The organism is Albibacillus kandeliae (assembly GCF_003116585.1).
Classification (GTDB): Bacteria; Pseudomonadota; Alphaproteobacteria; order Rhodobacterales; family Rhodobacteraceae; genus Albibacillus; species Albibacillus kandeliae.
In genome coordinates this window covers 672,795-698,574 of the sequence record NZ_QEHM01000003.1, presented here as the reverse complement: position 1 = coordinate 698,574, position 25,780 = coordinate 672,795, and the positions used below count along the sequence as shown (strand labels likewise).

The following is a 25,780-nucleotide window of genomic DNA, read 5'->3' as shown; positions in this document are numbered from 1 at the left end:
TCCCCCCGAGGATATTTTTCGACCCAAAGAACCGCCACGTGACCGATCTGAAGCGGAAACTGGTGGCGCGTGCGCTCGAGGAAGGGTTTGTCGCCTGCCGCGTCTGTCGGCCCGCGGACGTGCCCGAGGTTGCCGCGCGTCTTTCCGCCTTTATCGAGGCCGGGTACCACGGGCAGATGTCGTGGATGGCCGAGCGCACGCACTGGCGCGGCGACCCTGCTGCGCTGTGGCCCGAGGCGCGCTCGGTGATCATGCTGGCCGAGAGCTATGCGCCCGAGCGGGACCCGATGGAGGTTGTCGGCATGCCGGACCGCGGCGCGATCTCGGTCTATGCCCGGAACCGGGACTATCACGACCTGGTCAAGAAGCGGCTGAAACGGCTGGGGCGCTGGCTGATCGACGCGGCAGGGGGCGAGATCAAGGTCTTTGTCGATACCGCGCCGGTGCCCGAGAAGGCTCTGGGGCAGGCGGCTGGACTGGGATGGCAGGGCAAGCACACCAACCTGCTGAGCCGCGACTGGGGCAACTGGGCCTTTTTAGGGTCTGTTTTCACCACGCTGGACCTGCCGGTGGACGGCGCGGAGATTGACCATTGCGGGCGCTGCCGTGCCTGCCTGGACGCCTGCCCGACGGATGCCTTTCCGGCGCCCTATCAGCTCGACGCGCGGCGCTGCATTTCCTACCTGACCATCGAGCACAAGGGGCCGGTGCCGGAGGAGCTGCGGGACCGGCTGGGTAACCGCATCTATGGCTGCGACGACTGTCTCGCCGCCTGTCCCTGGAACAAGTTCGCGGTGGCGGCGAGCGACATTCGCTATGCCGCGCGCGACGAGCTTGTGGCGCCGCGTCTCTCCGACCTCGCGCGGTTGGACGATGCCGCCTTTCGCGCCATGTTCTCTGGCTCGCCGATCAAGCGCATCGGGCGCGACCGTTTCGTGAGGAATGTGCTTTACGCCATCGGGAATTCGGGCGATGCCGCGCTGTGCGACGTGGCGCGCGAGCTGACGGACGACCCCGATGCGGTGGTGGCCGAGGCCGCACGCTGGGCCGTGGACAGGCTGGAACGGGACTGATCGAAGATGGCAATTCTCCTGGGTGTCGATACCGGCGGGACCTATACGGACGCGGTCCTGTTGCGCGACGAGACCGAGGTCATCGCCTCGGCCAAGGCGCTGACGACACGACAGGACCTCGCCATTGGCGTCGCCGGTGCGGTGTGCCGGGTGCTGGAGCAGACCGGGATCAGGCCCGAAGAGATCGCGCTGGCCTCGCTTTCGACCACGCTCGCCACCAACGCGCTGGTCGAAGGGCAGGGCGGGCGCGTCGCCTTGGTCTACATCGGGTTCCGCGAGGGCGATCTTGAGCGGCACGGGCTGGCCGAGGTGCTGAAGGGCGACCCCGCCCTGGTGCTGACCGGCGGGCATGACCACGGCGGCACCGAAGCCGCACCGCTGGACACCGAGGCGCTGGAGGCCTTCCTGGCCAGCGAAGCGGCGCAGGTCACGGGGTTCGCCGTTGCGGCGCAGTTTGCGACACGCAACCCGGCGCACGAACTGGCTGCTGCACGGATCATCGCCGAACGCACCGGCAGGCCGGTAACCTGTTCGCACCAGCTCTCGGCCCGGCTGAACGGGCCCCGCCGCGCCGTTACCGCCGTGCTGAATGCACGTCTTGTGGGCATGATCGACCGGCTGATCGGGCGGGCGCAGGACGTGCTGACAGAGATGGGGATCACCGCGCCGCTGATGGTGGTGCGGGGCGACGGCGCGCTGATGAGCGCGGAACAGGCCCGCATCCGGCCCATCGAGACCATCCTGAGCGGTCCGGCGGCCTCGATCGTCGGGGCGCGCTGGCTGACCGGGATCGACGAGGGCCTGGTCTCTGACATCGGCGGGACGACGACCGACGTCGCCATGCTGAAGGGCGGGCGACCTGCCATCAACCCCGAGGGCGCCGAGGTGGGCGGACACCGCACCATGGTCGAGGCCGTGGCGATGCGGACTACGGGGCTTGGTGGGGACAGCCAGGTGCACGTGGTGACCGAAGGGCTGGACGGCGGCATCTCGCTGGGCCCGCGCCGGGTGCTGCCCGTGTCGTTGGTTGCCACCGAGGCTCCCGAGGTGGTGCACCGCACACTTGACGAGCAGTTGCGCGCGCAGACGGTGGGAGAATACGACGGACGGTTTCTACGCGCGGTGCCCGGCATGGCGGCGCAGGGGCTTTCGGCGCGAGAGTCCGAGCTGCTGGCGCGGCTGGGCAGTGACCTCCACCCGATGGGCCATGTTCTGCGCACGCGGATGGAGCAGGGTGCCCTTGGCAGGCTGGTCGACCGCGGGCTGGTGCAGGTGGCCGGGGTGACGCCCTCGGACGCGAGCCACGTTCTTGGAAGGCTCGACAGCTGGGATGCCGAAGCGGCCGAGAAGGCAGTCACGCTGATGGCACGGCGGCGCACCGGGAGCGGGGGACGGCTGGCACCGGACGCCGGTGCGCTCGCCCGGATGATCATCGACCAGCTGACGGAACAGACGGTTCTGGCCTTGTTAGAGACCGCTTTCGCCGAAGAAGGAGAGAGCTTCAACCTGCCGGCCCGAGACCTTGCGCGTCATGTGCTGGTGCAGAGGGCGCTGGGTCAGCACCGGGGGATCCTCGCGCTCGACGCGCGGCTGAACGTCGATGTGGTGGGGCTGGGCGCTTCGGCCCCGGCATATTATCCCGCCGTTGGCGAGCGGTTGCGGTGCCGGATGATCCTGCCGGACCATGCAGGGGTAGCGAATGCCATCGGCGCGGTAGTCGGGCGTGTGACGGTGCGCCGCTCTGGGACGGTGACCTCCCCCGCCGAAGGACGCTACCGTGTGCACCTAGAGACCGGACCAGAGGATTTCGGCTCTTCCGATGCGGCGCTGAGCCGGTTGGAAGGCGCCTTGCGCGCCGATGCCGAAACTGCGGCGGCCGGTGCCGAGGGTCTGCAGATCCGGGTCGACCGGGATATCCGGACTGCGCGGACCGAAGCCCGCGAGGTCTTTGTCGAGGCGGTGGTCACCGTCGAGGCGAGCGGCCGGCCAAGGGTCGCGGTCGGGTAGGGCCGATCACTCAAGATGGCTGCCCCGGACCATGTCCGGGGCGCTGTTTCACTCAGCTGCCGCGCGCTTGGGAAGAACCCAGTCGGGGCGCGCAAAGTGGCAGGTATACCCGTGCGGCAGGCGCTGCAGATAGTTCTGATGCTCCGGCTCCGCCTCCCAGAAATCGCCGGCGGGCTCCACCTCGGTCACCACGCGACCGGGCCAGAGACCGGAGGCATCGACATCGGCGATGGTATCCTCGGCCACGGCCTTCTGAGCCTCGTCCACGTAGTAGATGGCCGAGCGATAGGAGAGGCCCAGGTCGTTGCCCTGCCGGTTGAGGGTGGTCGGGTCGTGGATCTGGAAGAAGAACTCCAGGATCTGGCGATAGCTGATCACTTCGGGGTCAAAGATGATCTCGATCCCCTCGGCATGGGTGCCGTGATTGCGATAGGTCGCATTGGGAACATCGCCGCCGGTGTAACCGACACGAGTCCCCAGCACGCCCTTCTTGTGGCGGATCAGTTCCTGCATGCCCCAGAAACATCCACCGGCGAGCACTGCGCGTTCCTTGCTCATTCCACGTCCTCCACCTGATCAATGTAGTCGCCATAGCCTTCCGCCTCCATGTCGTCGCGATGGACGAAGCGGAGGGAGGCCGAGTTGATGCAATAGCGCAGCCCGCCACGGTCGATGGGCCCGTCGGGAAACACGTGGCCGAGGTGGCTGTCGCCGTGTTTCGAACGGACCTCGGTGCGTACCATGCCGTGCGAGCGGTCGTGGAACTCCATCACATGCGCCGGTTCGATCGGCTTGGTGAAACTCGGCCAGCCGCAGTGAGACTCATACTTGTCCGCCGACGCGAACAGGGGTTCACCCGAAACGATATCGACGTAAATGCCGGGTTCCTTGTTGTTCAGGAGCTTGCCGGTGCCGGGGCGTTCCGTGCCGCTTCGCTGCGTCACGTAGAATTCCTCGGAGGAGAGAGCGGCGATCTTGTCCGGGTCCTTGGTGTATTTGTTCATGGATCACCTTTTCGCTGAGTGTTGCCCCTATAGATGGGTTCTCGGGCCCGGAATCAAAGCGATTCTTGGGCGTGGCCCGTTCCCGATTGGTTGATCCGGCTGTCACAATGCTACGTATGACACTACAGGATCGGAGGATATCATGATGGCGCGCGCGTTTCTTGCTCTTTGGTTGGCGATATGGGCGCAGGCGGCGGCAGCGACCGGCCTGACCGGCACGTTTCCCAACATCGACGGCGGAACGCTCTCCATCGAGTCCTGGCGCGGGCATCCGGTGCTGGTGGTCAACACGGCGTCGGAGTGTGGCTTTACCTACCAGTATGAGGGTCTGCAAAAGGTCTACGACACTTATCGCGACCGGGGACTCGTGGTTCTGGCGGTCCCCTCCGACGACTTCCGGCAGGAGCTGGACTCGGCCGAAGCGGTCAAGGAGTTCTGCGCGGTGAACTTCGGGCTGGACCTTCCGATGACCGATATCACCCACGTCCGCGGCGCCAAGGCCCACCCGTTCTACAAGGCCGTCCGGGACGAGACCGGCTTTGAACCGTCATGGAACTTCAACAAGATCCTGATCGGGCCGGACGGCAAGGTCGTGAAGACATGGGACTCGCGTACCAAGCCCGAGTCCGCCGAAATCCGCGCCGGGATCGAGGCACTGCTGAACTGATCAGCCCTTTGGCGCTGGCTGGCGCGAAAGCTGCACAGCGAGGATGCCTGCGGTGATCACCAGAACCCCGACCACGTCCCACGGACCCAGCCGTTCGCCCAGAAGCAACGCAGCGATGGCGACCCCGAACACGGGGTTCAGAAAGTGGAAGGTCGCGGCCCGCGTCGGGCCAATGCGGTTCAGCAGCAGGAACCAGACCAGGGTTGCCAGCAGGCCCGGCACCAGCGTGGTATAGAAGAAGGCGAGGACAAGCGGGGTGGTCAGGTGAATGCGCACGGTCTCGAACAGCGCCGTGGCGACAAACAGCGTGGCGGAGCCAACCAGCATCTGCAGGCCCACGATCATCAGGAAGTTGCCGCCCGACGTGGCGCCGCGCACCGCGAGGGTGGCAAAGGTCAGCGCCAGCACCCCGAACCCGCAGAGGATCATGCCGAAGGTGTCCGCGCCCGCCTCCAGCCGGGTGCCCATGATGATCGCCACGCCCACGAACCCCGCGACGAGTCCGAGGATCCCGAGCGGCCGGAGCTTTTCACCAAAAACCAGCCAGCTGGCGGTGGCGACGAGCAATGGCATGGTCGAGGCGATGATGGTGGCGAGACCGGCCTCGACCGTCTGCATCCCGACGAAGTTCAGCCCGAGATAGAGTGCGTTCTGGCAGATGCCGAAAAGGATGGTCGCGTACCACTGCTTTGGTGTCAGCCGCCAGCTTTGCCCGATCAGCCGCGCCAGCGTCACGCCGATCACCCCTGACAGCAGGAACCGCAGGGCCAGCGAAAACAGGGGAGAGGCATCGGCGACGATGATCCGCGCCGAGGTGAAGGCAGAGGACCACATGAAGGCAAAGGCGATGCCCATGAGAATGGCGCGAACATCCATTACCGCCGTCCGCATCCTATGGAATACACCACGCCTCGACCCTCCCCGATCCGCGTCACCTGTGACCAACAAAAAAGGGCCGCCAGCGGTGGCGACCCTCTCTGAATTCAATCAGCGATGCAAGGTCAGCCGTTGACGCTGTCCTTCAGAGCCTTCGCGATGGTCATCTTGACGACCTTGTCGGCTTCCTTGGTGAACTGCTCGCCGGTGGCGGGGTTGCGTACCATGCGCTCCGGGCGCTCACGGCAGTAGATCTTGCCGACGCCGGGCAGGGTCACTGCGCCGCCAGCGGACACTTCGCTGGTGATGATGTCGGTGATGGCGTCGAGTGCGCCGGTGGCGGTTTTCTTGTCAGAACCCATTTTTTCGGCCAGAGCGGCGACAAGCTGGGTCTTGGTCATCGGTTTTGCCATTTTTTGTTCTCCTTAGATCTGCCCGAGCTATTGGGCCTCGTCTGCGTCATTTAACGGAATATGGGGGTGCACCACAACGGTTTGCGGTACGCAGAGAGGCCAAAACAGGCTGTTTTTCGCTGTTTTCTGTGGTTTTTCGGTATCAGAGGAAGGCGGTTTCGTCGAAAGACCGCAGTTTCCGGCTGTGCAGACGCTCCAAAGGCATGGTTCGCAGCGTTTCCATCGCCTTTATCCCGATCGCAAGATGGCGTGCAACCTGCGTTTTATAGAAGTCCGAGGCCATGCCCGGCAGCTTCAATTCGCCATGCAGGGGCTTGTCGGAAACACACAGAAGCGTGCCATAGGGCACCCGGAACCGGTAACCGTTGGCGGCGATGGTCGCGCTCTCCATGTCCAGCGCGATGGCGCGGGACTGGCTCAGGCGCTGCACCGGGCCGGACTGGTCGCGCAGTTCCCAGTTCCGGTTGTCGATCGTCGCGACGGTTCCGGTCCGCATGATCCGCTTCAGCTCGTACCCCTTCAGCTCGGTGACCTCGGCCACCGCCTGCTCGAGCGAAGTCTGGATCTCGGCCAGCGCCGGGATCGGAGTCCAGACGGGCAGGTCGTCGTCCAGCACGTGATCTTCGCGGAGATAGCCGTGGGCAAGAACAAAATCGCCCAGCGCCTGCGTGTTCCTGAGCCCCGCGCAATGTCCCACCATCAGCCAGGCATGGGGGCGCAGGACCGCAATGTGGTCGGTCGCCGTCTTGGCGTTGGAGGGGCCGACGCCGATGTTGACCAGCGTGATGCCGCTCCCGTCTGCGCGCTTGAGGTGATAGGTCGGCATCTGGGGCTGCTTGCCGGTCGCGCCGATCTCGGCCGCCGGATCGGTGATCTCGACGTTCCCGGTACTGACGAAGCCGGTATAGCCGCTGTCCTTGTCGGCCAGCTGGCGCCGCGCGAAGGCTTCGAACTCGGCGACGTAGAACTGGTAGTTGGTGAACAAGACGTGGTTCTGAAAATGCTCTGGGTCGGTCGCGGTGTAGTGCGACAGCCGCGCCAGCGAGTAATCTATCCGCTGCGCCGTGAACAGCGAGAGCGGGCCGATGCCGTCCGGCGGGGTATGCGTCCCGTTGACGATATCGTCGTTCGTTGTCGCAAGGTCGGGCACGTCGAAGATGTCGCGCAGGGTGAAGTTGGCCGCGCCTTCCTGCGGCACCGTCAGATCCGGCCGGGTCGCAACCGCGAAATGCACCGGGATCGGCGTGCTCGACGGACCCACCACAACAGGCTGCCCGTGGTTCTTGATCAGCAGACCGATCTGCTGGATCAGGTAGTTCCTGAACAGATCGGGCCGGGTGATCGTGGTGGCATAGGTGCCGGGGATCGACACGTGACCAAAGCTCAGACGCGTATCCACCTGCGCGTAGCTGGTCGTGGTCAGGCGTATCTCGGGATAGTAGGCGCGGATCCGATGCGCCGGCGCGCCGTTTGCCAGCGCCTCGACAAAGCGGCCGCAAAGAAAGTCCGTGGCTTCGGAATACAACTGCTGAAGACGGTCGACCGCCTCGGTCGCGTCCATAAAGCTCTCGGTCTTGAAGGTGTCGGGGGTATCGATCCTGCTCATGTCTGCGGCTCTAACAAGGGAATTTTCTGGAATGTGCGGACGTCGACCAGGCCAAGGTCGGAGATGCGCAGCTCGGGGATGACGACCAGCGCCAGCAGCGAATGCTGCATGTAGGCGTTGTTGAGCTTGCATCCGCAGGCGACCATCGCCTCGACCATCTTCTGTGCCTTCGCCGCCACGTCCTTGGCGGGGCTGTCGGACATCAGCCCGGCGATCGGCAGTTCGACCAGCGCCAGTTCCTTGCCGTCCTTGAAGATGGTGATGCCGCCGCCCACCTCAGCCAGCCGGTTCGCGGCCAGCGCCATCTGCTCCCGGTCGGTACCGACGACGATCATGTGGTGGCTGTCATGGGCCACGGTCGAAGCCATCGCCATCCGACCCTCGTAGCCAAAGCCGGAGACAAAGGCATTGGTCACGCCCCCGGTGGCGCGGTGACGTTCGACCAGCGCGATCTGGCAGACCCCGTCGGCGCCCTCGACCAGTCCGTCGACGACCGGCAGATCGCATTTCAGCGCCTTGGTCGGGGCCTGGTTCTCGACCACGCCAATCACGTTGGCGCGGGCGGTATTGGCACCCGCCGGGGCTTCGATCTCAAAATCCTTTCCCGCCAGCTCGTGACCAAGGTGAACCGTCTGACGCGCGCTTTCGGGCCAGTCGAAATGCGGGCAGTCGACAAGGCATTCGCCATCCTTCGCAACGATCTTGCCGCGCGCGATCACCAGTTCGATGGGCAGCTCGGTAAGGTCAGAGGTCAGGATCACGTCAGCCCGCCGACCCGGCGTGATAGAGCCTATTTCACGCTCGAGACCGAAGTGGGTCGCCGTGTTGATCGTCGCCATCTGGATCGCGATCAGCGGATCGCAACCACAGGCGATGGCATGGCGCACCACGCGGTTCATGTGCCCCTCGTTCACCAGCGTTCCCGAATGGCAGTCGTCGGTGCAGAGGATGAAGTTGCGCGGATCGAGCCCCTTCTCGGTCACTGCGGTGATCTGGCTCTCGACGTCGTACCAAGCCGAGCCCAGCCGCATCATCGAACGCATCCCCTGACGCACCCGCATGATCGCGTCGGCCTCGCTGGTGCCTTCGTGGTCATCCGCCGGGCCGCCCGCAACATAGGCGGCAAAGTCGGGCCCAAGATCGGGCGAGGCATAGTGTCCGCCCACCGTCTTGCCTGCACGCTGGGTCGCGGCGATCTCGGCCAACATCTTGGGGTCGGCATGGGCAACGCCGGGAAAGTTCATCATCTCGCCCAGACCGATGATCCCCGGCCAATTCATCGCCTCGGCGACGTCCTCGGCCGATATCTCGTAACCCGTCGTCTCGAGCCCGGGCGCGGACGGCGCGCAGGAGGGCATCTGGGTAAAGACGTTCACCGGCTGAAGCATCGCCTCGTCATGCATCATCCGTACCCCGGCGAGGCCCAGCACGTTCGCGATCTCGTGGGGATCGGTGAACATCGACGTGGTACCGTGGGGAATGACCGCGCGGGAGAACTCGGCAGGGGTCAGCATCCCGGACTCGATGTGCATATGCGCATCGCAGAGCCCGGGCATCATGTAGCGCCCCTCGGCCTCGATGATCTGCGTCTCGGGCCCGGTGCAGTAGGAGGCGTCGGGCACCACGCAGGCGACGCGCCCGGCAACGATGGCGATGTCATGATCGGGCAACAGCTCGCGCGAGTGGACGTTGACCCAGATGCCGCCGCGAATGACGGTCTCGGCCATCTCGCGGCCAGAGGCGACGGCGATCAGGCGGGCGGCCACATCGGGCCAGGAGGGGAATGCTATGTGTTCCATGTTCCAATTGTCCTGATTGCGCTGTCGGGTTCAAGCCCCAGCGAGCATGGTTTTGTGAAGGGGTCATGTCGCAAACGCACTTGCGGGGTTCAAGGGGCTGCGCCAGTCTGGCCTCATGGACTACGAAACAGTATCCGCCGAGGCGTTCGGCAAGTCCCTCAGGGGCATTGGCCTGAACCTGCTGGTTCGGGACGTTCCCGCTCAGTGCGCCTTCTTAGAGACTGTTTTTGGCATCACCGCGCATCAAATCAGCGCGGACTTTGCCATCGCGCGTTATGGAGATCAGGTGTTTCAAATCCATGCCGACGGGACATACCACGCCAATCCCCTGCTGGGGCTGTTGCCGGAACTGCCGCCGCGCGGTGCGGGGATCGAGATTCGGCTCTACGAAAGCGATCCCGATACAGCTGCGGCGCGGGCCATTGATGCGGGCGCAACTGTCCTGCAGGCCCCGACCGACAAGCCCCACGGCCTGCGCGAGGCCTATATCCTTTGCGACAACGGCTATGCCTGGGTTCCGAGCAGGCCGCTGGAGTAGGGCGGGTTACAGCACGTAGCCACGCCGCGTCATGTCCGCCGCCATCTCGGCCCTGATCCAGTTGGCAAAGGCGAGCGCACCCGGCGAGCGCTCGGCCTGAGGTGACAGGATCAGGTAATAAGCCTCGGCCATCTTCGCCCGATGCTCGAACGGCACCACCAGTTCGCCCTGGTCGATCATCCACGTGGCGATGGTGTCATGCGCAAGCGTCAGCCCGCCGCCGGTCCGCGCAATCGACATGGTGAGCGCAAAGGTCGTCGCGCTGATAATGGGCGGATTGTTCCAGGGCAGGGCCTGATCCTCGGCCCAGTTCGCCCATGAACAGAGCAGGTTGGAGCATTCGTAAAGCGGATGCTGCTGCAGGGTGTCCAGCGTCACCTGATACCCGGGCGCGCAGACAGGATAATAATACTCGCTGCAGAGCTGCTCGGCCCGAACCGTATCGGAAGGGCGCACCGAGTAGCGGATTTCCACGTCCGCATTCTCGGCCATCTCGCGTGGCTCCCACAGTTCGGTGATCAGGTTGAGCAGCACGTCGGGATGCGCGGCGCGGAACCGGGGCAGGCGGGGCGCCAGCCAGAAACAGGCAAGGCTGAGGTTGCAGATCACCTGAACCACGTCGCCCGTCTGTCCGGTCACGGCCCGGGTTCCACGCAGCAGCGTGCGAAAGGCATCGCGCACCACAGGCAGATAGGTGATTCCCGCCTCGGTGAGCTCCAGCGCCCTTGGACGACGGTGAAACAGCGGCTGCCCGAGGTAACCCTCGAGCGACTTGATCTGCTGGCTGACCGCGCTCTGGGTCATGTTCAGATCATGCGCCGCCCCAGTGAAAGAGAGGTGCCGCGCGGCCGCTTCGAAGGTGCGCAGCCAGCCGAGTGGAGGGAGTCCCTGTGCCATTGCATAAATTTGCCATAAGTAGGGCTAATGGCAAGCTGATGTTTTTTTCATTGGTGAATTTTGTAGGTTGGATGCAGGTTTCCACCAGCCAAAGGAGACACGCCATATGAGCATCGCACAGCTGCGCCCGAACATGGATCACTGGGAGGAACGGGTCGACCTCGCCGCCGCCTTCCGCTGGACCGCCCGGCTGAACTTTCACGAGGCCGTGGCAAACCATTTCTCACTGGCGATCAACGATGACGGCACCAAGTTCCTGATGAACCGGAACCAGGTCCATTTCTCGCGGATCCGCGCCAGCGAACTGCTGGAAATCGATGCCAACAACCCGGAAACGCTGAAGGGCCCCGATGCCCCGGACCCGACCGCATGGGGGCTGCACGGCGGCATCCACCGCCATTGCGCCCATGCCCGCTGCGTGATGCACGTGCATTCGATCCACGCGACCGTTCTCGCCTCGCTCAAGGACAGCAACCTGCCGCCGATCGACCAGAATTGCGCGACCTTCTACAATCGCTACGTGATCGACGAGAGCTATGGCGGGCTGGCCTTCGAGGACGAAGGCGAGCGCTGTGCCCAGCTGCTCTGCGACCCCAAGAAGAAGGTGATGATCATGGGCAACCACGGTGTGCTCGTGATCGGTGACAGCGTCGCCGACACCTTCAACCGACTCTACTACTTCGAACGCGCGGCCGAGACCTACATCCGCGCGCTTCAGACCGGCCAGCCGCTGCGCGTGCTGCCGGACGACATCGCCGAGAAGACGGCACAGGAGCTGGAGGACTACCCCGGACAGGGCGACCGTCACCTGGCAGAACTGAAAGCCATTCTCGACGACGAAGGCAGCAACTACGCAAGCTGAAAGCGAAACCCATGACCGTACAACTTGAAGCCAAGGGCCTGAGGCTGCCACTCGCCTCGGGAGAGGGATACTTTAACTATTTCTGGCTGCGGGACAACGACCCCAGCTCGATCGACCCGGTGACCCGAGAGCGTGTCTTCGACATCTCCGAACTGCACGCGGACCCGGTTCCCGAGGCCGCTCTGCTGGACGGCAGCACCCTCGTGATCCGCTGGAAGGGCGAGACGCTGGAATCGCGCTTTCCGCTCGAGTTTCTGTCGGCCTGGCAGGAACGCGGACGCCCCGAAGACGTCGCCGCCATCCCGCGCCACGCCTGGGAAGCCGGTTACTACCCAAGCTTCACCCGCGTGAGCCAGCCCAAGCTCGACACCGACCCGGCCGAGCGCGCAAAGTTCGCCCGCGCCCTGATCGAGGACGGCATCGCGCTGGTGCAGGACATGGAGGATAGCGACGAGGGCCTGACCCGTCTGACCGGCGTCCTCGGCCCGATCACCCCCTGCGTCGACGGCTACTACTTCGACGTCAAACTGCACATCAACCCGAACAACCTGGCCTATACCGCCGGCGCGCTCGAGATGCACACCGACCTGCCCTCGGAAGAGGCCGCGCCGGGCGTCCAGTTCCTGCACTGCCGCCGCAACTCGGTTCAGGGCGGCAACTCGCTCTTCGTGGATGGCGTGGCCGTCGCCAATGCGCTGAAGGAAGAGGACCGCGAGGCCTTCGACCTGCTGGCCGGGTACGACATCCCGTTCAAGCGCGGGCATGAGGGCTGGGATTATCGCGCACACCAGCGCGTGATCGAACTGGACGTGAACGGCAATGTCTCGGGCGTGACGGTGTCTCAGCACCTGGCCGACGCCTTCGACCTGCCGCAATCCCTGCTCGACAGCTACTACCCCGCCTTCTGCAAGTTCCTGAGGATGCTGCGCTCGGACCGCTTCATGAACAAGTTTCGCCTCGCCGCCGGCGAATGCATCGTGTTCGACAACCACCGCGTGGTCCATGGCCGCGAGTCCTTTGTCGCCACCAGCGGCGAACGTCACCTGCGCGGCTGCTACGTCGACCGGGGTGCGCTGCGCTCTACCTACCGGATGCTCGCCAAGCAGGGCCACGCCTGATGCAATACGGACTGACTGACGAACAGGAGATGATCGTCTCCACCGTGCGGAGCTTTGTCGAAAACGAGATCTACCCGCACGAAAACCTTGTCGAACGGACCGGCGAAGTGCCGAAGGAGATCGCGGACGAGATCAAGCGCAAGACGCTGGAACTCGGCTTCTACGCCTGCAACTTCCCCGAGAGCGTGGGCGGGGCAGGGCTGAACCACCTTGAGTTCGCGCTGGTCGAGCGTGAACTCGGGCGCGGTTCGATGGCGCTGAACCACTTCTTCGGCCGTCCGCAGAACATCCTGATGGCCTGCGAGGGCGAGCAGAAGGAGCGTTACCTGATGCCCGCGGTCCGGGGAGAGCGCATGGATGCGCTCGCCATGACCGAACCGGGCGCCGGATCGGACGTGCGCGGCATGAAGTGCGCGGCACGCCGCGACGGCGGCGACTGGGTGGTCAACGGGACCAAGCATTTCATCTCCGGCGCCGACCACGCGGACTTCATCATCGTCTTCGTCGCAACCGGCGAGGACATGACACCGAAGGGCCCCAAGAAGCGCATCACCGCCTTCCTCGTGGACCGCGGCACACCGGGCTTCACCATCCGCGACGGATACAAGTCGGTGAGCCACCGCGGCTACAAGAACATGATCCTCGAGTTTGACGACTGCCGCCTCTCGGACGCGCAGGTGCTGGGCGAGGTCGATGGTGGCTTCGACGTGATGAACACCTGGCTCTACGCCACGCGGATCACCGTTGCGACCATGTGCGTCGGCCGCGCGCGCCGGGTCTTCGACTACGCGCTGACCTACTCGGCCGAGCGCGAGCAGTTCGGCCAGCAGATCGGCAAGTTCCAGGGCGTCGGGTTCCAGATCGCCGACATGATCACCGACATCGACGCCGCCGACCTGCTGACGCTGGCCGCCGCGGATCGCCTGGACCAGGGTCTGCCCGCCAACCGCGAAATCGCCTCGGCCAAGCTCTTTGCCAGCGAGATGCTCGCCCGCGTCACCGACGCCGCGATCCAGATTCACGGCGGCATGGGGCTGATGGACGACTACCCGCTGGAACGCTTCTGGCGCGACGCAAGGGTGGAACGCATTTGGGATGGCACCTCGGAAATCCAGCGCCACATCATCAGCCGCGACCTGTTGCGGCCGCTTGGCGCATGATCCCAGGCCCGGGCAAGGTCCGAAGGGAAGGAGCGAGGGGCCAGCCCCTCGCGCTCCCCGGGATACTTGAAACCCAAAGAAGACGACCCTCCGCACCGATAAGGCGCGGAGGGCTTCTTCGGGTACGGTCATCGGCGTCCCCGCCTGTACCGTGGTCCGACAATGACAGATCAAGCTTAACAACGGATTACCAAGGCCGGGTCTCAGACGCAGACCTCCTCTTCTTTGGGTTCCCAAATATCCCCGCCGGAGGCACATCGGCCAAGGGCAGCGAGGCAAGATGACGCGAGAGCTCTCAAGACTGCTGAACCCCCGCAGCATCGCCGTGATCGGGGGCGGAAAATGGTGCGAGTCGATCATCGGCGCGGCGGAGCGCATCGGTTACGATGGCGAGATCTTCCCCGTGCACCCCGCCGGAAAGGTCATCGCGGGCCGGCAATCGCTGCGCTCGCTCGATGAGCATGAGGGGCCCATCGACGCGGCCTTCATCGGCGTCAATCGCCATGCCACCATCGAGACCGTAAAGACCCTGGCCGACCTCGGGGCCGGTGGGGCCACCTGTTTTGCCTCCGGCTTTTCCGAGGCAGCGGCGGAAGATGCCGGCGGTACCGATCTGCAGGCGCAGCTGCTGGCAGCCGCGGGAGATCTGCCGATCCTCGGGCCGAACTGCTATGGTTTCATCAATGCGCTCGACGGGGCGGCGATCTGGCCTGACCAGCATGGCATGACCCGGGTCGAGCGCGGCGTCGCGATCCTGACGCAATCCTCCAACATCGCCATCAACATGACGATGCAGCGCCGGGCGCTTCCCATCGCCTACATGGTGACCTGCGGAAACATGGCCCAGACCAGCCAGGCCGAGATCGCCATGGCCCTGTTGCGGGATGAACGGGTTACGGCGATCGGAGTGCATATCGAGGGATTCGGCGACCTGCGGCAGTGGGAAGCACTGGCTCAGGCCGCCCATGCCCGCGGGGTGCCTGTGATCGCGCTGAAGGTCGGCGTTTCCGAACAGGCGCGGGCTGCGACCGTGTCTCACACGGCCTCCCTTGCCGGGGGCGATGCCGGGGCGCAGGCCCTGCTGGACCGGCTGGGATTTGCCCGTGTGACCAGCATTCCGGAGTTTCTGGAAGCGCTGAAGCTCCTGCACTGCACCGGGCCACTGGAGTCGAACCGGATCGCCTCGATCAGCTGCTCCGGAGGCGAGGCGAGCCTGATCGCCGATCTGGCGTCTGGCCGCGATCTCGTGTTTCCTGCGCTTGATCCTTTCCAGAAGCAGGCTCTGCGCAGCGCTTTGGGCCCGATGGTCGCGTTGGCAAACCCGCTGGACTACCACACCTACATCTGGCGGGACACTGCCGCGATGACGAAGGCTTGGGGCGGGATGACAAGTGCGGAAATCGCGCTGACCCTCTCTGTCGTGGACTATCCGCACACGGATGCCACCGACTGGCTCTGCGCCACCGAGGCCGCGCTTGGGGTGCGGGCAGAGACGGAGCGGCCCTTTGCCGTTGTCGCATCGCTCCCCGAACTGATGCCGAAGGACGTGGCGGAGCGGCTGATGGCCGGTGGGGTGGTGCCGCTCTACGGCATGGGCGAGGCCCTGGCCGCCGCCGAGGCTGCGGCGCGGATCGCCGAGCCCATTGCCGAACCGATCCTCCTGGGCGGGGACGCGGGCGATGCGGAAACCCTCTCCGAGGCAGATGCCAAGGCTGCTCTTTCCGCCTTTGGTCTTGTAACGCCGCGCGCGATCACCGCCGAGACGGCGGATTGCGCGGCGGAGGCGGCTCAGGAGATCGGCGGCCCGGTCGTGCTGAAGGGCATGGGCATCGCTCACAAGTCAGAGCACGGCGCGGTGCGGGTGGGTCTTGGCGCGGACGAAGTCAAGGCCGCAGCCGCCTCCATGCCCGCCAAGGGCTTTCTCGTCGAAGAGATGATCACCGGCACCGTCGCCGAACTGCTCGTCGGCGTCACGCGGGACCCGGCACATGGGTTCGTCCTGACGCTAGGCGCGGGTGGGGTCATGACCGAACTGCTGCGCGACACCGTTTCGCTGCTTGTGCCCAGTTCCCGCGATGCCGTGAAACAGGCTCTGTTCAAGCTGAAATGCGCCCCCTTGCTCTCCGGCTTCCGGGGAAAGCCCCCCGCCGAGATCGAGTCGATCCTGGATGCCGTCGACGCCATTCAGGCCTATGTGACCGCCACAGCAGATGCGGTCACCGAAGTTGAAATCAATCCGCTGATCTGCACCCCCGAGCGTGCGGTCGCCGCGGATGCCCTGATCCGAAGGACAGTGACATGAACCCCATCAAGACACGGCGCGACGGTGCCATCCTCGAAGTGACGCTGGACCGGCCCAAGGCCAATGCCATCGATCTGAAAACCAGCATCGTGATGGGCGAGACCTTTCGCGCCTTCCGCGACGATCCCGAACTGCGGGTAGCGATCATCACCGGGGGCGGGGAGAAGTTCTTCTGCCCCGGCTGGGATCTCAAGGCGGCAGCAGACGGCGATGCGGTCGACGGCGACTATGGCGTCGGCGGGTTCGGCGGCCTGCAGGAACTGCGCGAGATGAACAAGCCGGTGATCGCCGCGGTCAACGGCATCGCCTGCGGGGGCGGGCTGGAGCTGGCGCTCTCCGCCGACATCATCCTCGCCGCCGATCACGCCACCTTTGCCCTGCCCGAGATCCGCTCGGGCACCGTGGCCGATGCCGCCTCGATCAAACTGCCCAAGCGCATTCCCTATCACATCGCCATGGAACTGCTGCTGACCGGGCGCTGGTTCGATGCCGAGGAGGCCAACCGCTGGGGTCTCGTGAACGAGATCGTCGCCGCCGACCAGTTGCTGGACCGGGCATGGGAGCTCGCCCGTCTGCTGGCGTCGGGCCCGCCGCTGGTCTACGCCGCGATCAAGGAAATCGTTCGCGATGCCGAGGACAGCAAGTTTCAGGATGCTATGAACCGGATCACCAAGCGGCAGCTGCGGTCGGTCGACGTTCTCTATGCGTCCGAAGACCAGATGGAAGGCGCACGTGCCTTCGCCGAAAAGCGTGACCCGGTCTGGAAAGGCAAGTAGCCACCAGCCTCAGGCCTTGCGGAACAACGCGATCAGGGCCTTGTCGTCCCTGTGGTCGCTGGTGTTCCGCGGGCCGTAAATGTTCACCTCGGTCAGGGTCAAATCGGTGATCTTTCCCTGCATCAGAGCTTGAAACTTGGCTTCGAACCCCGCCGATGCGAAATGCCTGGCGTTCACCCCCAGCGATAAAAGCGCGCCGGGGCGGCAGGCGTCCAGCAGGGTGTCTATGGCATCCGGCCCCACGTGCCCGGTGGTGAAGGTCCCCGAAGAGACCATCCCTGCATAGGGCGTATCGGTCGCCGGCAGCGGCTTGTTGATGTCCGCCTCGATGGCCCGACGGTAGACGCCCTTTTTGATCGCCTGCGCCAGCATGGCGGAAGAGATGTCGGTGGCGTCGATCGGCCCGATGCCCAGCGCCGCCAGCGCAGCGCCGCAGACGCCGGTCCCCGCGCCCACATCCAGAACCGGGCCCTCACCGCCCGCCTGCGCAAAGGCGGCGGCGGCATGCTGGTGCATCCGGTAATCCTCGGCCGCGACGAAGTCGTCTTCGTAGCTCTCGGCCCAGTCGGCGTATAGCCGAACCGAGTCCTCGGCGGTTTTCAGGGAATAGGCTGCGGAGAGATCGGGTTTTGTGCTCATGCCCGCATGAAACGGGCATGAGTTCACGAAATCAAGCGGCGTCGAAGTCGAGCGTCAGTTTCTCACTGGTCGGGCGCGTCTGGCAGGCAAGAATAAAGCCCGCTTCCAGCTCCCAGGGCTCCAGCGAGTAGTTCACCGCCATTTCGGCCGAGCCTTCGGCGACCTTGCACCGGCAGGTGCAGCACATGCCGCCCTTGCAGGAGAAGGGCAGCTCCAGCCCCTCGCGGTGCGCGGCGTCAAGCACGGTGTCGTCTTCCGCTTCCATGTCGAAGGTCCGGGTGGTCCCGTCCAGCACGACGGTCACGGCGACACCCGACTTGGCCGCCGCCTCGGCCGCAGCCGATTTCGGCGCGCGCGGCACTTCGCCATTCTGATAGAAGCGCTCGAAATGCACCCGGTTGCGGGCAACGCCGCGGGTCTCCAGCGTGGCGGCGACATCGTCGATCATCTCTCCAGGGCCACAGAGAAAGATGCCGTCGGCGCCATCGAGGTCAACCGCGCCCGCCTGTGCCAGCTGCGTGATCTTCTCTCCGGTCACCCGACCATTCAGCAACGGCACATCCTGCGCCTCGCGGCTGAGGATGTGGACCAGGGTAAAGCGATCGAGGTAGCGGTCCTTGAGCGAATCCAGCGCGTCGCGGAACATGATGCTGCCGGTCTGGCGGTTGCCATAGACCAGCGTGACCTTCGCGCCCCGCGCCAGCGCATCAGCGGCAATAGCAACCATCGGGGTGATGCCGGAACCCGCGGCGATCAGGACGATGTTGCTTTCCTCGTGGCAGATGAACCGGCCTTCCGGCGGCATCACGGCCAGTTCGCCGCCCTTCTCCAGCGCCTGCGCAAAGGTCGAGAAGGCGCCATCGGCCACCCGCTTGACGCCAACCGTCAGGGCGGCGCCCGGCGCGGAGGCAATGGAGTAGGAGCGGCGGATATCCTCTCCGTTCACTTCGGCGCGCAGGGTCAGATACTGGCCCGGCTTGTAGGCGAAAGCCTCGCGCAGCTCCTCGGGAACGTCAAAGCTGATCGCCACGGAATCGGGCGTCTCGCGGCGGATATCGCTGATGGTCAGGGTGTGGAACATGCCCGCCTCCTCAGATGCATTTGAAGTAGTCGAAGGGTTCGCCGCAGGCGGTGCACCGGTAGTGCGCCTTGCAGGCGGTCGACCCGAATTCGGATAGTTTCTCGGTCATGGTGCTGGCACAGCGCGGGCAGGCCACAGTGGACTCTCCGAAAAGCGCCAGTTTAGAGCCTGATTTCTCGGCGGGCGGCGCAATGCCGTACTCGCGCAACTTCTCCCGACCGTCCTCGGTGATCCAGTCCGTGGTCCACGGCGGGCTCATCACCCGCTCGATCCGCGCCTCGAACCCGGCCTCCAGCAGTGCGGCCTCGACCGCCAGTTCGATCGCGAGGACTGCGGGACAGCCCGAATAGGTGGGAGTCACTCCCGCCACCGCCACGCCGTCCTCGATCCGTACCCAGCGCAGGATGCCGAGGTCGGCCACCGTGACGCAGGGCACCTCGGGATCGGGGACCGCCGCCGCAGCCTCCCAGGCGCGGCGTTCGTCCAGGGATGCGAGCCCGGTTACCATGTCGCTCCGGGATGGGCGCGGTGCACCGACTGCATCTCGGCCAGCATGTGACCCAGACCCTCGCCGTGTCGTCCATCGCGTCCGCCGCTCTGCGGGAAGGGCGATGTCACCTGCTCCAGCCCGGCCTCGTCGAAGATCCGCTTGATCGTGGCCTCCCACTCCGGGCGCAGCGCGGCACGGTCCGGCAGGGCGTCGAGCCCTTCACCAGCGCCTTCCTCGAACAGCTCGTCCACGTAGATCGCCAGCGCCGTCACCGCGTCCCGCATCCGGCGTGCACTTTCCTCGGTGCCGTCGCCAAGACGGATCACCCACTCGCCGGTGTGGCGGATGTGATAGGCCATCTCCTTGACCGCCTTGCCGGCAATCCCGCGAACGGTCTCGTCCGGGCTCTCGAGCGCGGCAGTCCAATAGGGATGCATGAAGGCAGCAAAGTAGAGCTGCCGCAGCATGGTATGCGCGAAATCCTCGTTCGGACGCTCGACCAGCAGCAGGTTCCGGTACTCCCGTTCGCCGCGCAGGTACGCGAGGTCGTCCTCGTCCCGGCCCTTGCCCTCGACCTTGCCCGCGTAGTCGTAGAGGTTGCGCGCAGTGCCGATGACGTCCAGCGCCATGTTCGGCATGGCGAGGTCCTCTTCGAGCATGGGCGCATGGCCGCACCACTCGCTCACCCGGTGGCCGAGCACCAGGTGATCGTCGGCCAGTTCCAGCAGCGCGTCGAACAGGGCCATCACATGTGCCCCACTTCGTCGGGAATCTCGTAGAAGGTCGGGTGACGGTAAATCTTCTCGCCCGGCTCGAAGTTCTCGCCGGCCTGGTCCGGATCGGAGGCGGTGATCGCCTTCGACGGGACCACCCAGATCGAGTTGCCCTCGCCGCGCCGCGTATAGACATCGCGGGCCGCCTGCAGGGCCATCACCTCGTCCGTCGCGTGGAGCGAGCCGACATGTTTATGCGCCAAGCCGTTCCGCGGCCGGATGAATACTTCCCACAAAGGTACCTCACCAGACATGGGCATCCTCCTCTTCTTTGGGTTTGAAAATATCCCGGGGGTCCGGGGGCAGGGCCCCCGGCGTTCCGGTCAGGTCACTCGGCCGCGAGCGGTGCCGCTTCGCGCCGGACCTTGCGTTTCTCTGCGTGGGCCAGGGCCGCCTCGCGGACCCATGCGCCGTCGTCCCATGCCTTGCGGCGGGCCTTGATCCGGTCGCGGGCCATCGGGCCGTGGCCCTTCACGACGCTCCAGAACTCGTCCCAGTTGATCGGGCCGTGATCGTAACCGCCCTTCTCCTCGTTCCATTTCAGGTCCGGATCGGGGAGGGTCAGGCCAAGGTACTCGGCCTGCGGCACGGTGGCGTCGATGAACTTCTGACGCAGCTCGTCGTTGGTAAAGCGCTTGATCTTCCACGCCATCGACTGGTCCGAATGCTGGCTGTCCGCATCGTGCGGGCCGAACATCATGATCGAGGGCCACCACCAGCGGTTCAGCGCATCCTGCGCCATCGCCTTCTGCTCGGGCGTACCCTGGGCCAACTTCATGACGATCTCGTAACCCTGACGCTGGTGAAAGCTCTCTTCCTTGCAGACGCGGATCATCGCGCGGGCATAGGGCCCGTAGGAGCAGCGGCACAGCGGGATCTGGTTCATGATCGCGGCGCCATCCACCAGCCAGCCGATGGTGCCGATGTCGGCCCAGCTCAGCGTCGGGTAGTTGAAGATCGAGGAGTATTTTGCACGACCGTCGAGCAGCTCTTCGGTCATCTGCTCGCGGGTCACGCCAAGCGTTTCGGCGGCGGAGTAGAGGTACAGGCCGTGGCCGCCCTCGTCCTGCACCTTGGCCAGCAGGGCCGCCTTGCGACGCAGGCTCGGCGCGCGGGTGATCCAGTTGCCTTCCGGCAGCATGCCGACGATTTCCGAATGCGCGTGCTGACCGATCTGGCGCACCAGGGTCCGGCGGTAGCCCTCGGGCATATCGTCGTTCGGCTCGATCTTTTCCTCGGCGTCAACACGCGCCTGGAAAGCGGCCAGAAATTCGGGAGTTTCATCCGAGCGCCCATCGGCGCCGATCAGACCTTGGCTATACATGGCTCTAGGCTCCTCCAAACCGGTAGCTCGAATATATGTTACGAAAGTTAATCAATCAAGATTTTTTCGTAACACTTGCGCGACTCGTCCGCCCGGCTCATCTAGGGGCATGACCAAGACACTGTTTTCGTTCGGACATGGCTATTCGGCGCAGGCGCTCACCCGGCTGCTTCTGCCGCAGGGATGGCGCGTCATCGGCACCACCCGGTCTGCGGACAAGGCCGAATCACTCAGGGCACAGGGGGTGGAGCCGGTGGTTTTCCCCGGCGCCGACATGACCGCCGCGCTGGAAGAGGCCACACACCTGCTGATCTCGGCGGGGCCCACCGCCGAGGGCGACCCGGTGCTGGGCAGCCTCCGTGCGCGCATCACCAAGCTTGCCCCGCGCCTCGAATGGGCGGGATACCTGTCGACCACCGGCGTCTACGGCGACCATCAGGGCGGCTGGGTGGACGAAAGCACCCCGCTGACCCCTTCCACGCGACGCGGCCGCTGGCGGGTCGACGCCGAAGCCGAATGGCAAGCCATTCCCGGATTGCCCCTGCACATCTTCCGTCTCGCCGGCATCTACGGTCCGGGGCGCGGTCCCTTTGCCAAGGTCAAGGCCGGCACCGCGCGGCGCATCGTGAAGCCCGGACAGGTCTTTTCGCGCATCCACGTGGAAGACATCGCGCAGGTCCTTGCCGCCTCCATCGCCCAGCCGAACCCCGGCGCGATCTACAACCTCTGCGACGACGATCCCGCGCCGCCGCAGGATGTCATCGCCCATGCGGCAGAGCTGCTTGGCCTTCCCGTGCCACCGGAAGTCGCCTTCGACGAGGCCGAGATGACCCCGATGGCGCGATCTTTCTACGCCGAAAGCAAGCGGGTGCGGAACGACAGGCTCAAGAACGAGTTGGGTGTCGTACTGCGCTATCCCGACTATCGCTCCGGGCTGGCCGCCCTGCTGCAAGAGGAAGACCCGCCTAGATGACGGCAACCCAACAGGCCACCAGTCCCCGGAGCCTGACCGAGCTGCTCGACATTCTTGAGGAGGCGCCGGACGGCAAGAAGGTGACGGTGGCCGAGATGCTGCGCCATATCGGCGACAGGTCCTTCACTCCGCTGATCCTCGCGATCTCGGTGATCGTGGTGTCTCCGATCTCCGGCATTCCCACGGTTCCGACCTTTTCGGCCCTGCTGCTGCTGACCATCGGTGTTCAGGGGCTTGCCAGACGCGATCACCTCTGGCTGCCGGGCTTCCTGATGCGGCGCCAGATTCCCGCCGAGCGGCTGCACGGCGCCATCAACTGGCTGCGAAAACCCTGTGCGTGGATCGACCGGCATTCCCGCCCCCGGCTTCGGATCCTGACCGAGGGCGCGCCCCGCGTCTTTGCCTTCGCCGTCTGCACTTTCCTGCCGCTGGTCTGGCCGCCGCTCGAACTTCTGCCGATGTTCACCTCGGTCGGCGCCTTCGCCATCGCGCTCATCGCCTTCGGCCTGCTGACGCACGATGGGCTTTATACCCTGCTGGGGTATTCGGTCATCGGGGCCGGGGCCGGAGTGACAACCTGGTTCCTGCTGTAATCAGGCGCGCCGTTCGCCGATCCGGGCAACGCCCAGAACGTCCAGCACCTTTGCCTCGATGTCGTCCGCGTTCATGCCTGCAACCGCGTACATGTCGGCGGGGCTGGCCTGATCGATGAAGATATCCGGCAGGACCATCGAGCGGAACTTCAGCCCGGTGTCGAAAACACCCTCGTCGGCGAGCAGCTGTGCGACGTGGCTGCCAAAGCCGCCGACCGCGCCTTCCTCGATGGTGATCAACGCCTCGTGCCGCGCGGCAAGGTCCAGGATCATGCCCCGGTCCAACGGTTTGGCGAAGCGGGCATCCGCGATGGTTGGCGTGATCCCTTTGGCGCCCAGCGCCTCGGCGGCCTTTTCGACCTCGGCCAGACGCGTGCCGAACGACAGGATGGCGACGCGCTTGCCCTCGCGGATCATACGGCCTTTGCCGATTTCCAGGATGGACCCGGCCTCGGGCATGTCGACCCCGGTGCCCTCGCCCCGCGGATAGCGGAACGCGATGGGTCCGTCGGAATGGGCAGCAGCAGTGGCAACCATGTGTTTCAACTCCGCCTCATCCGCGGCGGCCATGACGACAAAGCCCGGCAGGTTGGCAAGGTAGGCCACATCGAAGGCGCCCGCATGGGTCGCGCCGTCGGCCCCGACCAGACCGGCCCGGTCGATGGCAAACCGCACCGGCAGGCGCTGGATTGCGACATCATGCACGACCTGATCATAACCGCGCTGCAGGAAGGTCGAATACATGGTGCAGAACGGCTTCATCCCGCCAGCGGCAAGGGCGGCAGAGAAGGTCACACCGTGTTGCTCGGCGATCCCCACGTCAAAGCAGCGGCTGGGAAAGCGCTCCGCGAAGAGGTTCAGCCCGGTACCATCCGGCATTGCTGCGGTCACCGCGCAGATCTTGTCGTCTGCCGCAGCCAGCCGGGCCAGTTCGTCACCGAAGACCTTGGTGTAGCTCGGCGCGTTCGACGGCGTCTTCTTCTGCTCGCCGGTCAGCACGTTGAACTTGGCCGTGGCATGACCCTTGTCGCGTGCTTCCTCGGCCGGGCGATAACCCTTGCCCTTCTTGGTAAGGGCGTGGATCAGGATCGGGCCTGTCGCCCGCGCGCGCACCATCCGCAGCAGCGGCAGAAGCTGCTCCATGTCGTGGCCGTCGATCGGCCCGATGTACGAGAACCCCAGCGATTCAAACAGCGTCCCGCCCATCGCCATGCCCTTCAGCATGTCCTTGGCACGCTTGGCACCTTCGCGGAACGGCCCGGGCAACAACGAAACGGCACCCTTCGCCGCGTCCTTCAGTTGCTGGAAGGGTTCCTCGGCATAGAGCCGCGACAGGTAGGACGACAGCGCGCCGACCGGGGGCGCGATGCTCATCTCGTTGTCGTTCAGGATGACGATCATCCGTTTCTTCAGATGACCCGCGTTGTTCATCGCCTCAAAGGCCATGCCCGCGCTCATCGCGCCGTCGCCGATCACCGCGATGGCATCGCCCAGACCTTCGGGCGTGACGCCGCCGAGGTCGCGCGCCACGGCAAAGCCCAGCGCGGCGCTGATCGAGGTGGAGGAATGCGCCGCCCCGAAGGGGTCATAGGGACTTTCCGAGCGCTTGGTGAATCCCGACAGACCATCCTTCTGGCGCAGGGTCCGGATACGGTCCCGGCGCTCGGTCAGGATCTTGTGGGGATAGCACTGGTGGCCCACGTCCCAGATGATCTTGTCACGCGGCGTATCGAACACGGCGTGCAGCGCCACGGTCAGTTCGACCACGCCAAGCCCGGCCCCCAAGTGTCCGCCCGTCACCGAAACGGCCGAGATCGTCTCGGCCCTCAGTTCGTCCGCCACCTGCCGCAGCTGCGTATCCGACAACCGTTTCAGGTCGGCGGGCCGGTGGATGGTGTCGAGAAGGGGCGTGGCGGGCCGGTCGGTCACTGTCGGCTCCTGTGGCTGGGCGCGTTAACTCTCGCGCGAGATAACGAAACGGGCGGCTTCCCGCAAGTTGTCGGCCCGTGATCCATAGGTATCTAGCTCGGCGCAGGCGGATAGCATCAGTTCGTTTGCGCGGCGTTTCGCCTCTCCGAGGCCCAGCAGCGAAACGAAGGTCGCCTTTCCGGCCGCAGCGTCCTTCTGAAGTCGCTTGCCCGCCTTGTCCGCATCGCCTTCGACATCGAGGATATCATCGGCGATCTGAAACGCCAAACCGAGGTCTCGGGCGTAGTTTGAAAGGGGTCGGATATCTGCACCGGCAAGCCGCGCGCCCGCGCAGGCAGACCATTCGATCAACGCCCCGGTCTTGCCCGCCTGCAGCGCGGTGATCTGGTCGAGGGTGAGGGGAACGCTCGCGGTTTCCGCCGCCATGTCGAGCGCCTGGCCCAGAACCATGCCACGCGCACCGGCCGCCCGGGCAAGGCTCAGTGCCAGATCGGCCCGCACCTCGGCAGGGCCGCAGTCTGCGTGAGCGGCAAGTTCAAAGGCCAGCGCCTGCAGCGCATCCCCGGCAAGAACCGCAGTGGCATCGTCCCATTTCACGTGAACCGTCGGCTGGCCCCGGCGCAGGTCATCGTCGTCCATGCAAGGCATGTCGTCGTGAACGAGGCTGTAGGCGTGCATCGCCTCGATGGCGGCGGCGGGCCAGATCGCGCGGGCCTCGTCAATGTCGTGCAGCCGAGCACTTTCCAGCACGAGGTAACCGCGCAGACCCTTGCCGCCGGTCACCGCATAGCGCATCGCCGAGACGACAGGCACATCGGCGAGCCCGCCGAGAACGGTGTCGAGGTGGGCGGCGATCGTTTTGGTCGCCGCCGCCAGATCA

26 protein-coding genes are annotated in these 25,780 nt (G+C 65.2%); 11 read left to right on the top strand and 15 right to left on the bottom strand.

Annotation, left to right across the window (positions count from 1 at the left end):
- Window positions 1-38: 38 nt before the first annotated feature.
- Window positions 39-1,073, top strand: a complete 1,035-nt coding sequence (queG, locus tag DDT93_RS09255; protein ID WP_109465506.1) for a tRNA epoxyqueuosine(34) reductase QueG — start codon at window positions 39-41, stop codon at window positions 1,071-1,073.
- A 6-nt stretch (window positions 1,074-1,079) separates the two neighbouring features.
- On the top strand, window positions 1,080-3,080 hold the full coding sequence (locus DDT93_RS09250; RefSeq protein ID WP_109465505.1) for a hydantoinase/oxoprolinase N-terminal domain-containing protein: 2,001 nt from the start codon (window positions 1,080-1,082) through the stop codon (window positions 3,078-3,080).
- Between the two features lie 48 nt (window positions 3,081-3,128).
- Here DDT93_RS09250 and msrA read toward each other — a convergent pair whose 3' ends face one another.
- Both msrA and msrB read right to left on the bottom strand, forming a co-directional pair.
- Entirely contained in the window at window positions 3,129-3,638 is a 510-nt protein-coding gene (msrA, locus tag DDT93_RS09245) for a peptide-methionine (S)-S-oxide reductase MsrA (RefSeq protein WP_109465504.1), read from the bottom strand.
- On the bottom strand, window positions 3,635-4,084 hold the full coding sequence (gene msrB, locus DDT93_RS09240) for a peptide-methionine (R)-S-oxide reductase MsrB (protein ID WP_109465503.1): 450 nt from the start codon (window positions 4,082-4,084) through the stop codon (window positions 3,635-3,637). The genes msrA and msrB overlap by 4 nt, the downstream gene beginning before the upstream one ends.
- Window positions 4,085-4,229: 145 nt before the next feature.
- Here msrB and DDT93_RS09235 point away from each other — a divergent pair, with 145 nt between their 5' ends.
- The gene (locus DDT93_RS09235; RefSeq protein ID WP_109465804.1) at window positions 4,230-4,751 is read left to right on the top strand and encodes a glutathione peroxidase; all 522 of its coding nucleotides are present in this window, start codon (window positions 4,230-4,232) and stop codon (window positions 4,749-4,751) included.
- On the opposite strand, the gene DDT93_RS09230 is transcribed toward DDT93_RS09235, so the two are convergent.
- The 4 genes from DDT93_RS09230 to DDT93_RS09215 form a co-directional block, all read right to left on the bottom strand.
- Window positions 4,752-5,627: a DMT family transporter gene (locus DDT93_RS09230; RefSeq protein ID WP_109465502.1), complete on the bottom strand. Its 876-nt coding sequence runs from the start codon at window positions 5,625-5,627 to the stop codon at window positions 4,752-4,754.
- Window positions 5,628-5,752: 125 nt separating this feature from the next.
- Window positions 5,753-6,040 (bottom strand): HU family DNA-binding protein, encoded by a 288-nt coding sequence (locus DDT93_RS09225; protein ID WP_109465501.1) that lies wholly within the window; start codon window positions 6,038-6,040, stop codon window positions 5,753-5,755.
- Window positions 6,041-6,182: 142 nt separating this feature from the next.
- Window positions 6,183-7,646: an AMP nucleosidase gene (locus DDT93_RS09220; RefSeq protein WP_109465500.1), complete on the bottom strand. Its 1,464-nt coding sequence runs from the start codon at window positions 7,644-7,646 to the stop codon at window positions 6,183-6,185.
- On the bottom strand, window positions 7,643-9,445 hold the full coding sequence (locus DDT93_RS09215) for an adenine deaminase (protein ID WP_109465499.1): 1,803 nt from the start codon (window positions 9,443-9,445) through the stop codon (window positions 7,643-7,645). Before DDT93_RS09215 ends, DDT93_RS09220 begins: the two co-directional genes overlap by 4 nt.
- Before the next feature lie 115 nt (window positions 9,446-9,560).
- Between DDT93_RS09215 and DDT93_RS09210 the strand changes: the two genes are divergently transcribed.
- Window positions 9,561-9,983 carry a glyoxalase gene (locus DDT93_RS09210; RefSeq protein ID WP_109465498.1) on the top strand — a complete coding sequence of 141 codons (423 nt, stop codon included), beginning with the start codon at window positions 9,561-9,563 and terminating at the stop codon, window positions 9,981-9,983.
- A 6-nt stretch (window positions 9,984-9,989) separates the two neighbouring features.
- On the opposite strand, the gene DDT93_RS09205 is transcribed toward DDT93_RS09210, so the two are convergent.
- Window positions 9,990-10,880 carry a LysR family transcriptional regulator gene (locus tag DDT93_RS09205; protein ID WP_109465497.1) on the bottom strand — a complete coding sequence of 297 codons (891 nt, stop codon included), beginning with the start codon at window positions 10,878-10,880 and terminating at the stop codon, window positions 9,990-9,992.
- 106 nt (window positions 10,881-10,986) lie between these two features.
- Here DDT93_RS09205 and DDT93_RS09200 point away from each other — a divergent pair, with 106 nt between their 5' ends.
- The 5 genes from DDT93_RS09200 (at window position 10,987) to DDT93_RS09180 (ending at window position 17,098) form a co-directional block, all read left to right on the top strand.
- A complete protein-coding gene (locus DDT93_RS09200) occupies window positions 10,987-11,742 on the top strand; it encodes a class II aldolase and adducin N-terminal domain-containing protein (RefSeq protein ID WP_109465496.1) in 756 nt (251 codons plus the stop codon).
- 11 nt (window positions 11,743-11,753) lie between these two features.
- The gene (locus DDT93_RS09195) at window positions 11,754-12,860 is read left to right on the top strand and encodes a TauD/TfdA family dioxygenase (RefSeq protein ID WP_109465495.1); all 1,107 of its coding nucleotides are present in this window, start codon (window positions 11,754-11,756) and stop codon (window positions 12,858-12,860) included.
- Window positions 12,860-14,020, top strand: a complete 1,161-nt coding sequence (locus DDT93_RS09190; RefSeq protein WP_109465494.1) for an acyl-CoA dehydrogenase family protein — start codon at window positions 12,860-12,862, stop codon at window positions 14,018-14,020. The genes DDT93_RS09195 and DDT93_RS09190 overlap by 1 nt, the downstream gene beginning before the upstream one ends.
- 280 nt (window positions 14,021-14,300) lie before the next feature.
- A complete protein-coding gene (locus DDT93_RS09185) occupies window positions 14,301-16,322 on the top strand; it encodes an acetate--CoA ligase family protein (RefSeq protein WP_109465493.1) in 2,022 nt (673 codons plus the stop codon).
- Window positions 16,319-17,098: a carnitinyl-CoA dehydratase gene (locus DDT93_RS09180; RefSeq protein WP_109465492.1), complete on the top strand. Its 780-nt coding sequence runs from the start codon at window positions 16,319-16,321 to the stop codon at window positions 17,096-17,098. The genes DDT93_RS09185 and DDT93_RS09180 overlap by 4 nt, the downstream gene beginning before the upstream one ends.
- 9 nt (window positions 17,099-17,107) lie before the next feature.
- On the opposite strand, the gene DDT93_RS09175 is transcribed toward DDT93_RS09180, so the two are convergent.
- The 6 genes from DDT93_RS09175 to paaA all read right to left on the bottom strand — a co-directional run bounded on the left by DDT93_RS09175 (window position 17,108) and on the right by paaA (window position 21,405).
- On the bottom strand, window positions 17,108-17,737 hold the full coding sequence (locus tag DDT93_RS09175) for a class I SAM-dependent DNA methyltransferase (protein WP_109465491.1): 630 nt from the start codon (window positions 17,735-17,737) through the stop codon (window positions 17,108-17,110).
- 31 nt (window positions 17,738-17,768) lie between these two features.
- Window positions 17,769-18,818 (bottom strand): 2Fe-2S iron-sulfur cluster-binding protein, encoded by a 1,050-nt coding sequence (locus DDT93_RS09170; RefSeq protein WP_109465490.1) that lies wholly within the window; start codon window positions 18,816-18,818, stop codon window positions 17,769-17,771.
- Between the two features lie 10 nt (window positions 18,819-18,828).
- Window positions 18,829-19,326, bottom strand: a complete 498-nt coding sequence (paaD, locus tag DDT93_RS09165) for a 1,2-phenylacetyl-CoA epoxidase subunit PaaD (RefSeq protein WP_109465489.1) — start codon at window positions 19,324-19,326, stop codon at window positions 18,829-18,831.
- Window positions 19,320-20,054 carry a 1,2-phenylacetyl-CoA epoxidase subunit PaaC gene (gene paaC, locus DDT93_RS09160; protein WP_109465488.1) on the bottom strand — a complete coding sequence of 245 codons (735 nt, stop codon included), beginning with the start codon at window positions 20,052-20,054 and terminating at the stop codon, window positions 19,320-19,322. The genes paaD and paaC overlap by 7 nt, the downstream gene beginning before the upstream one ends.
- A complete protein-coding gene (paaB, locus tag DDT93_RS09155; protein WP_109465487.1) occupies window positions 20,054-20,335 on the bottom strand; it encodes a 1,2-phenylacetyl-CoA epoxidase subunit PaaB in 282 nt (93 codons plus the stop codon). The genes paaC and paaB overlap by 1 nt, the downstream gene beginning before the upstream one ends.
- A 74-nt stretch (window positions 20,336-20,409) precedes the next feature.
- The gene (paaA, locus tag DDT93_RS09150; RefSeq protein ID WP_109465486.1) at window positions 20,410-21,405 is read right to left on the bottom strand and encodes a 1,2-phenylacetyl-CoA epoxidase subunit PaaA; all 996 of its coding nucleotides are present in this window, start codon (window positions 21,403-21,405) and stop codon (window positions 20,410-20,412) included.
- Between the two features lie 109 nt (window positions 21,406-21,514).
- Here paaA and DDT93_RS09145 point away from each other — a divergent pair, with 109 nt between their 5' ends.
- Both DDT93_RS09145 and DDT93_RS09140 read left to right on the top strand, forming a co-directional pair.
- On the top strand, window positions 21,515-22,378 hold the full coding sequence (locus tag DDT93_RS09145; RefSeq protein WP_109465485.1) for an SDR family oxidoreductase: 864 nt from the start codon (window positions 21,515-21,517) through the stop codon (window positions 22,376-22,378).
- Entirely contained in the window at window positions 22,375-22,971 is a 597-nt protein-coding gene (locus DDT93_RS09140) for an exopolysaccharide biosynthesis protein (RefSeq protein WP_109465484.1), read from the top strand. The genes DDT93_RS09145 and DDT93_RS09140 overlap by 4 nt, the downstream gene beginning before the upstream one ends.
- On the opposite strand, the gene dxs is transcribed toward DDT93_RS09140, so the two are convergent.
- Window positions 22,972-24,900 (bottom strand): 1-deoxy-D-xylulose-5-phosphate synthase, encoded by a 1,929-nt coding sequence (dxs, locus tag DDT93_RS09135; RefSeq protein ID WP_109465483.1) that lies wholly within the window; start codon window positions 24,898-24,900, stop codon window positions 22,972-22,974. It lies immediately after the preceding gene.
- 24 nt (window positions 24,901-24,924) lie between these two features.
- Window positions 24,925-25,776, bottom strand: coding sequence for a polyprenyl synthetase family protein (locus DDT93_RS09130; protein ID WP_232825426.1), 852 nt, complete (start codon window positions 25,774-25,776; stop codon window positions 24,925-24,927).
- Window positions 25,777-25,780 lie beyond the last annotated feature (4 nt).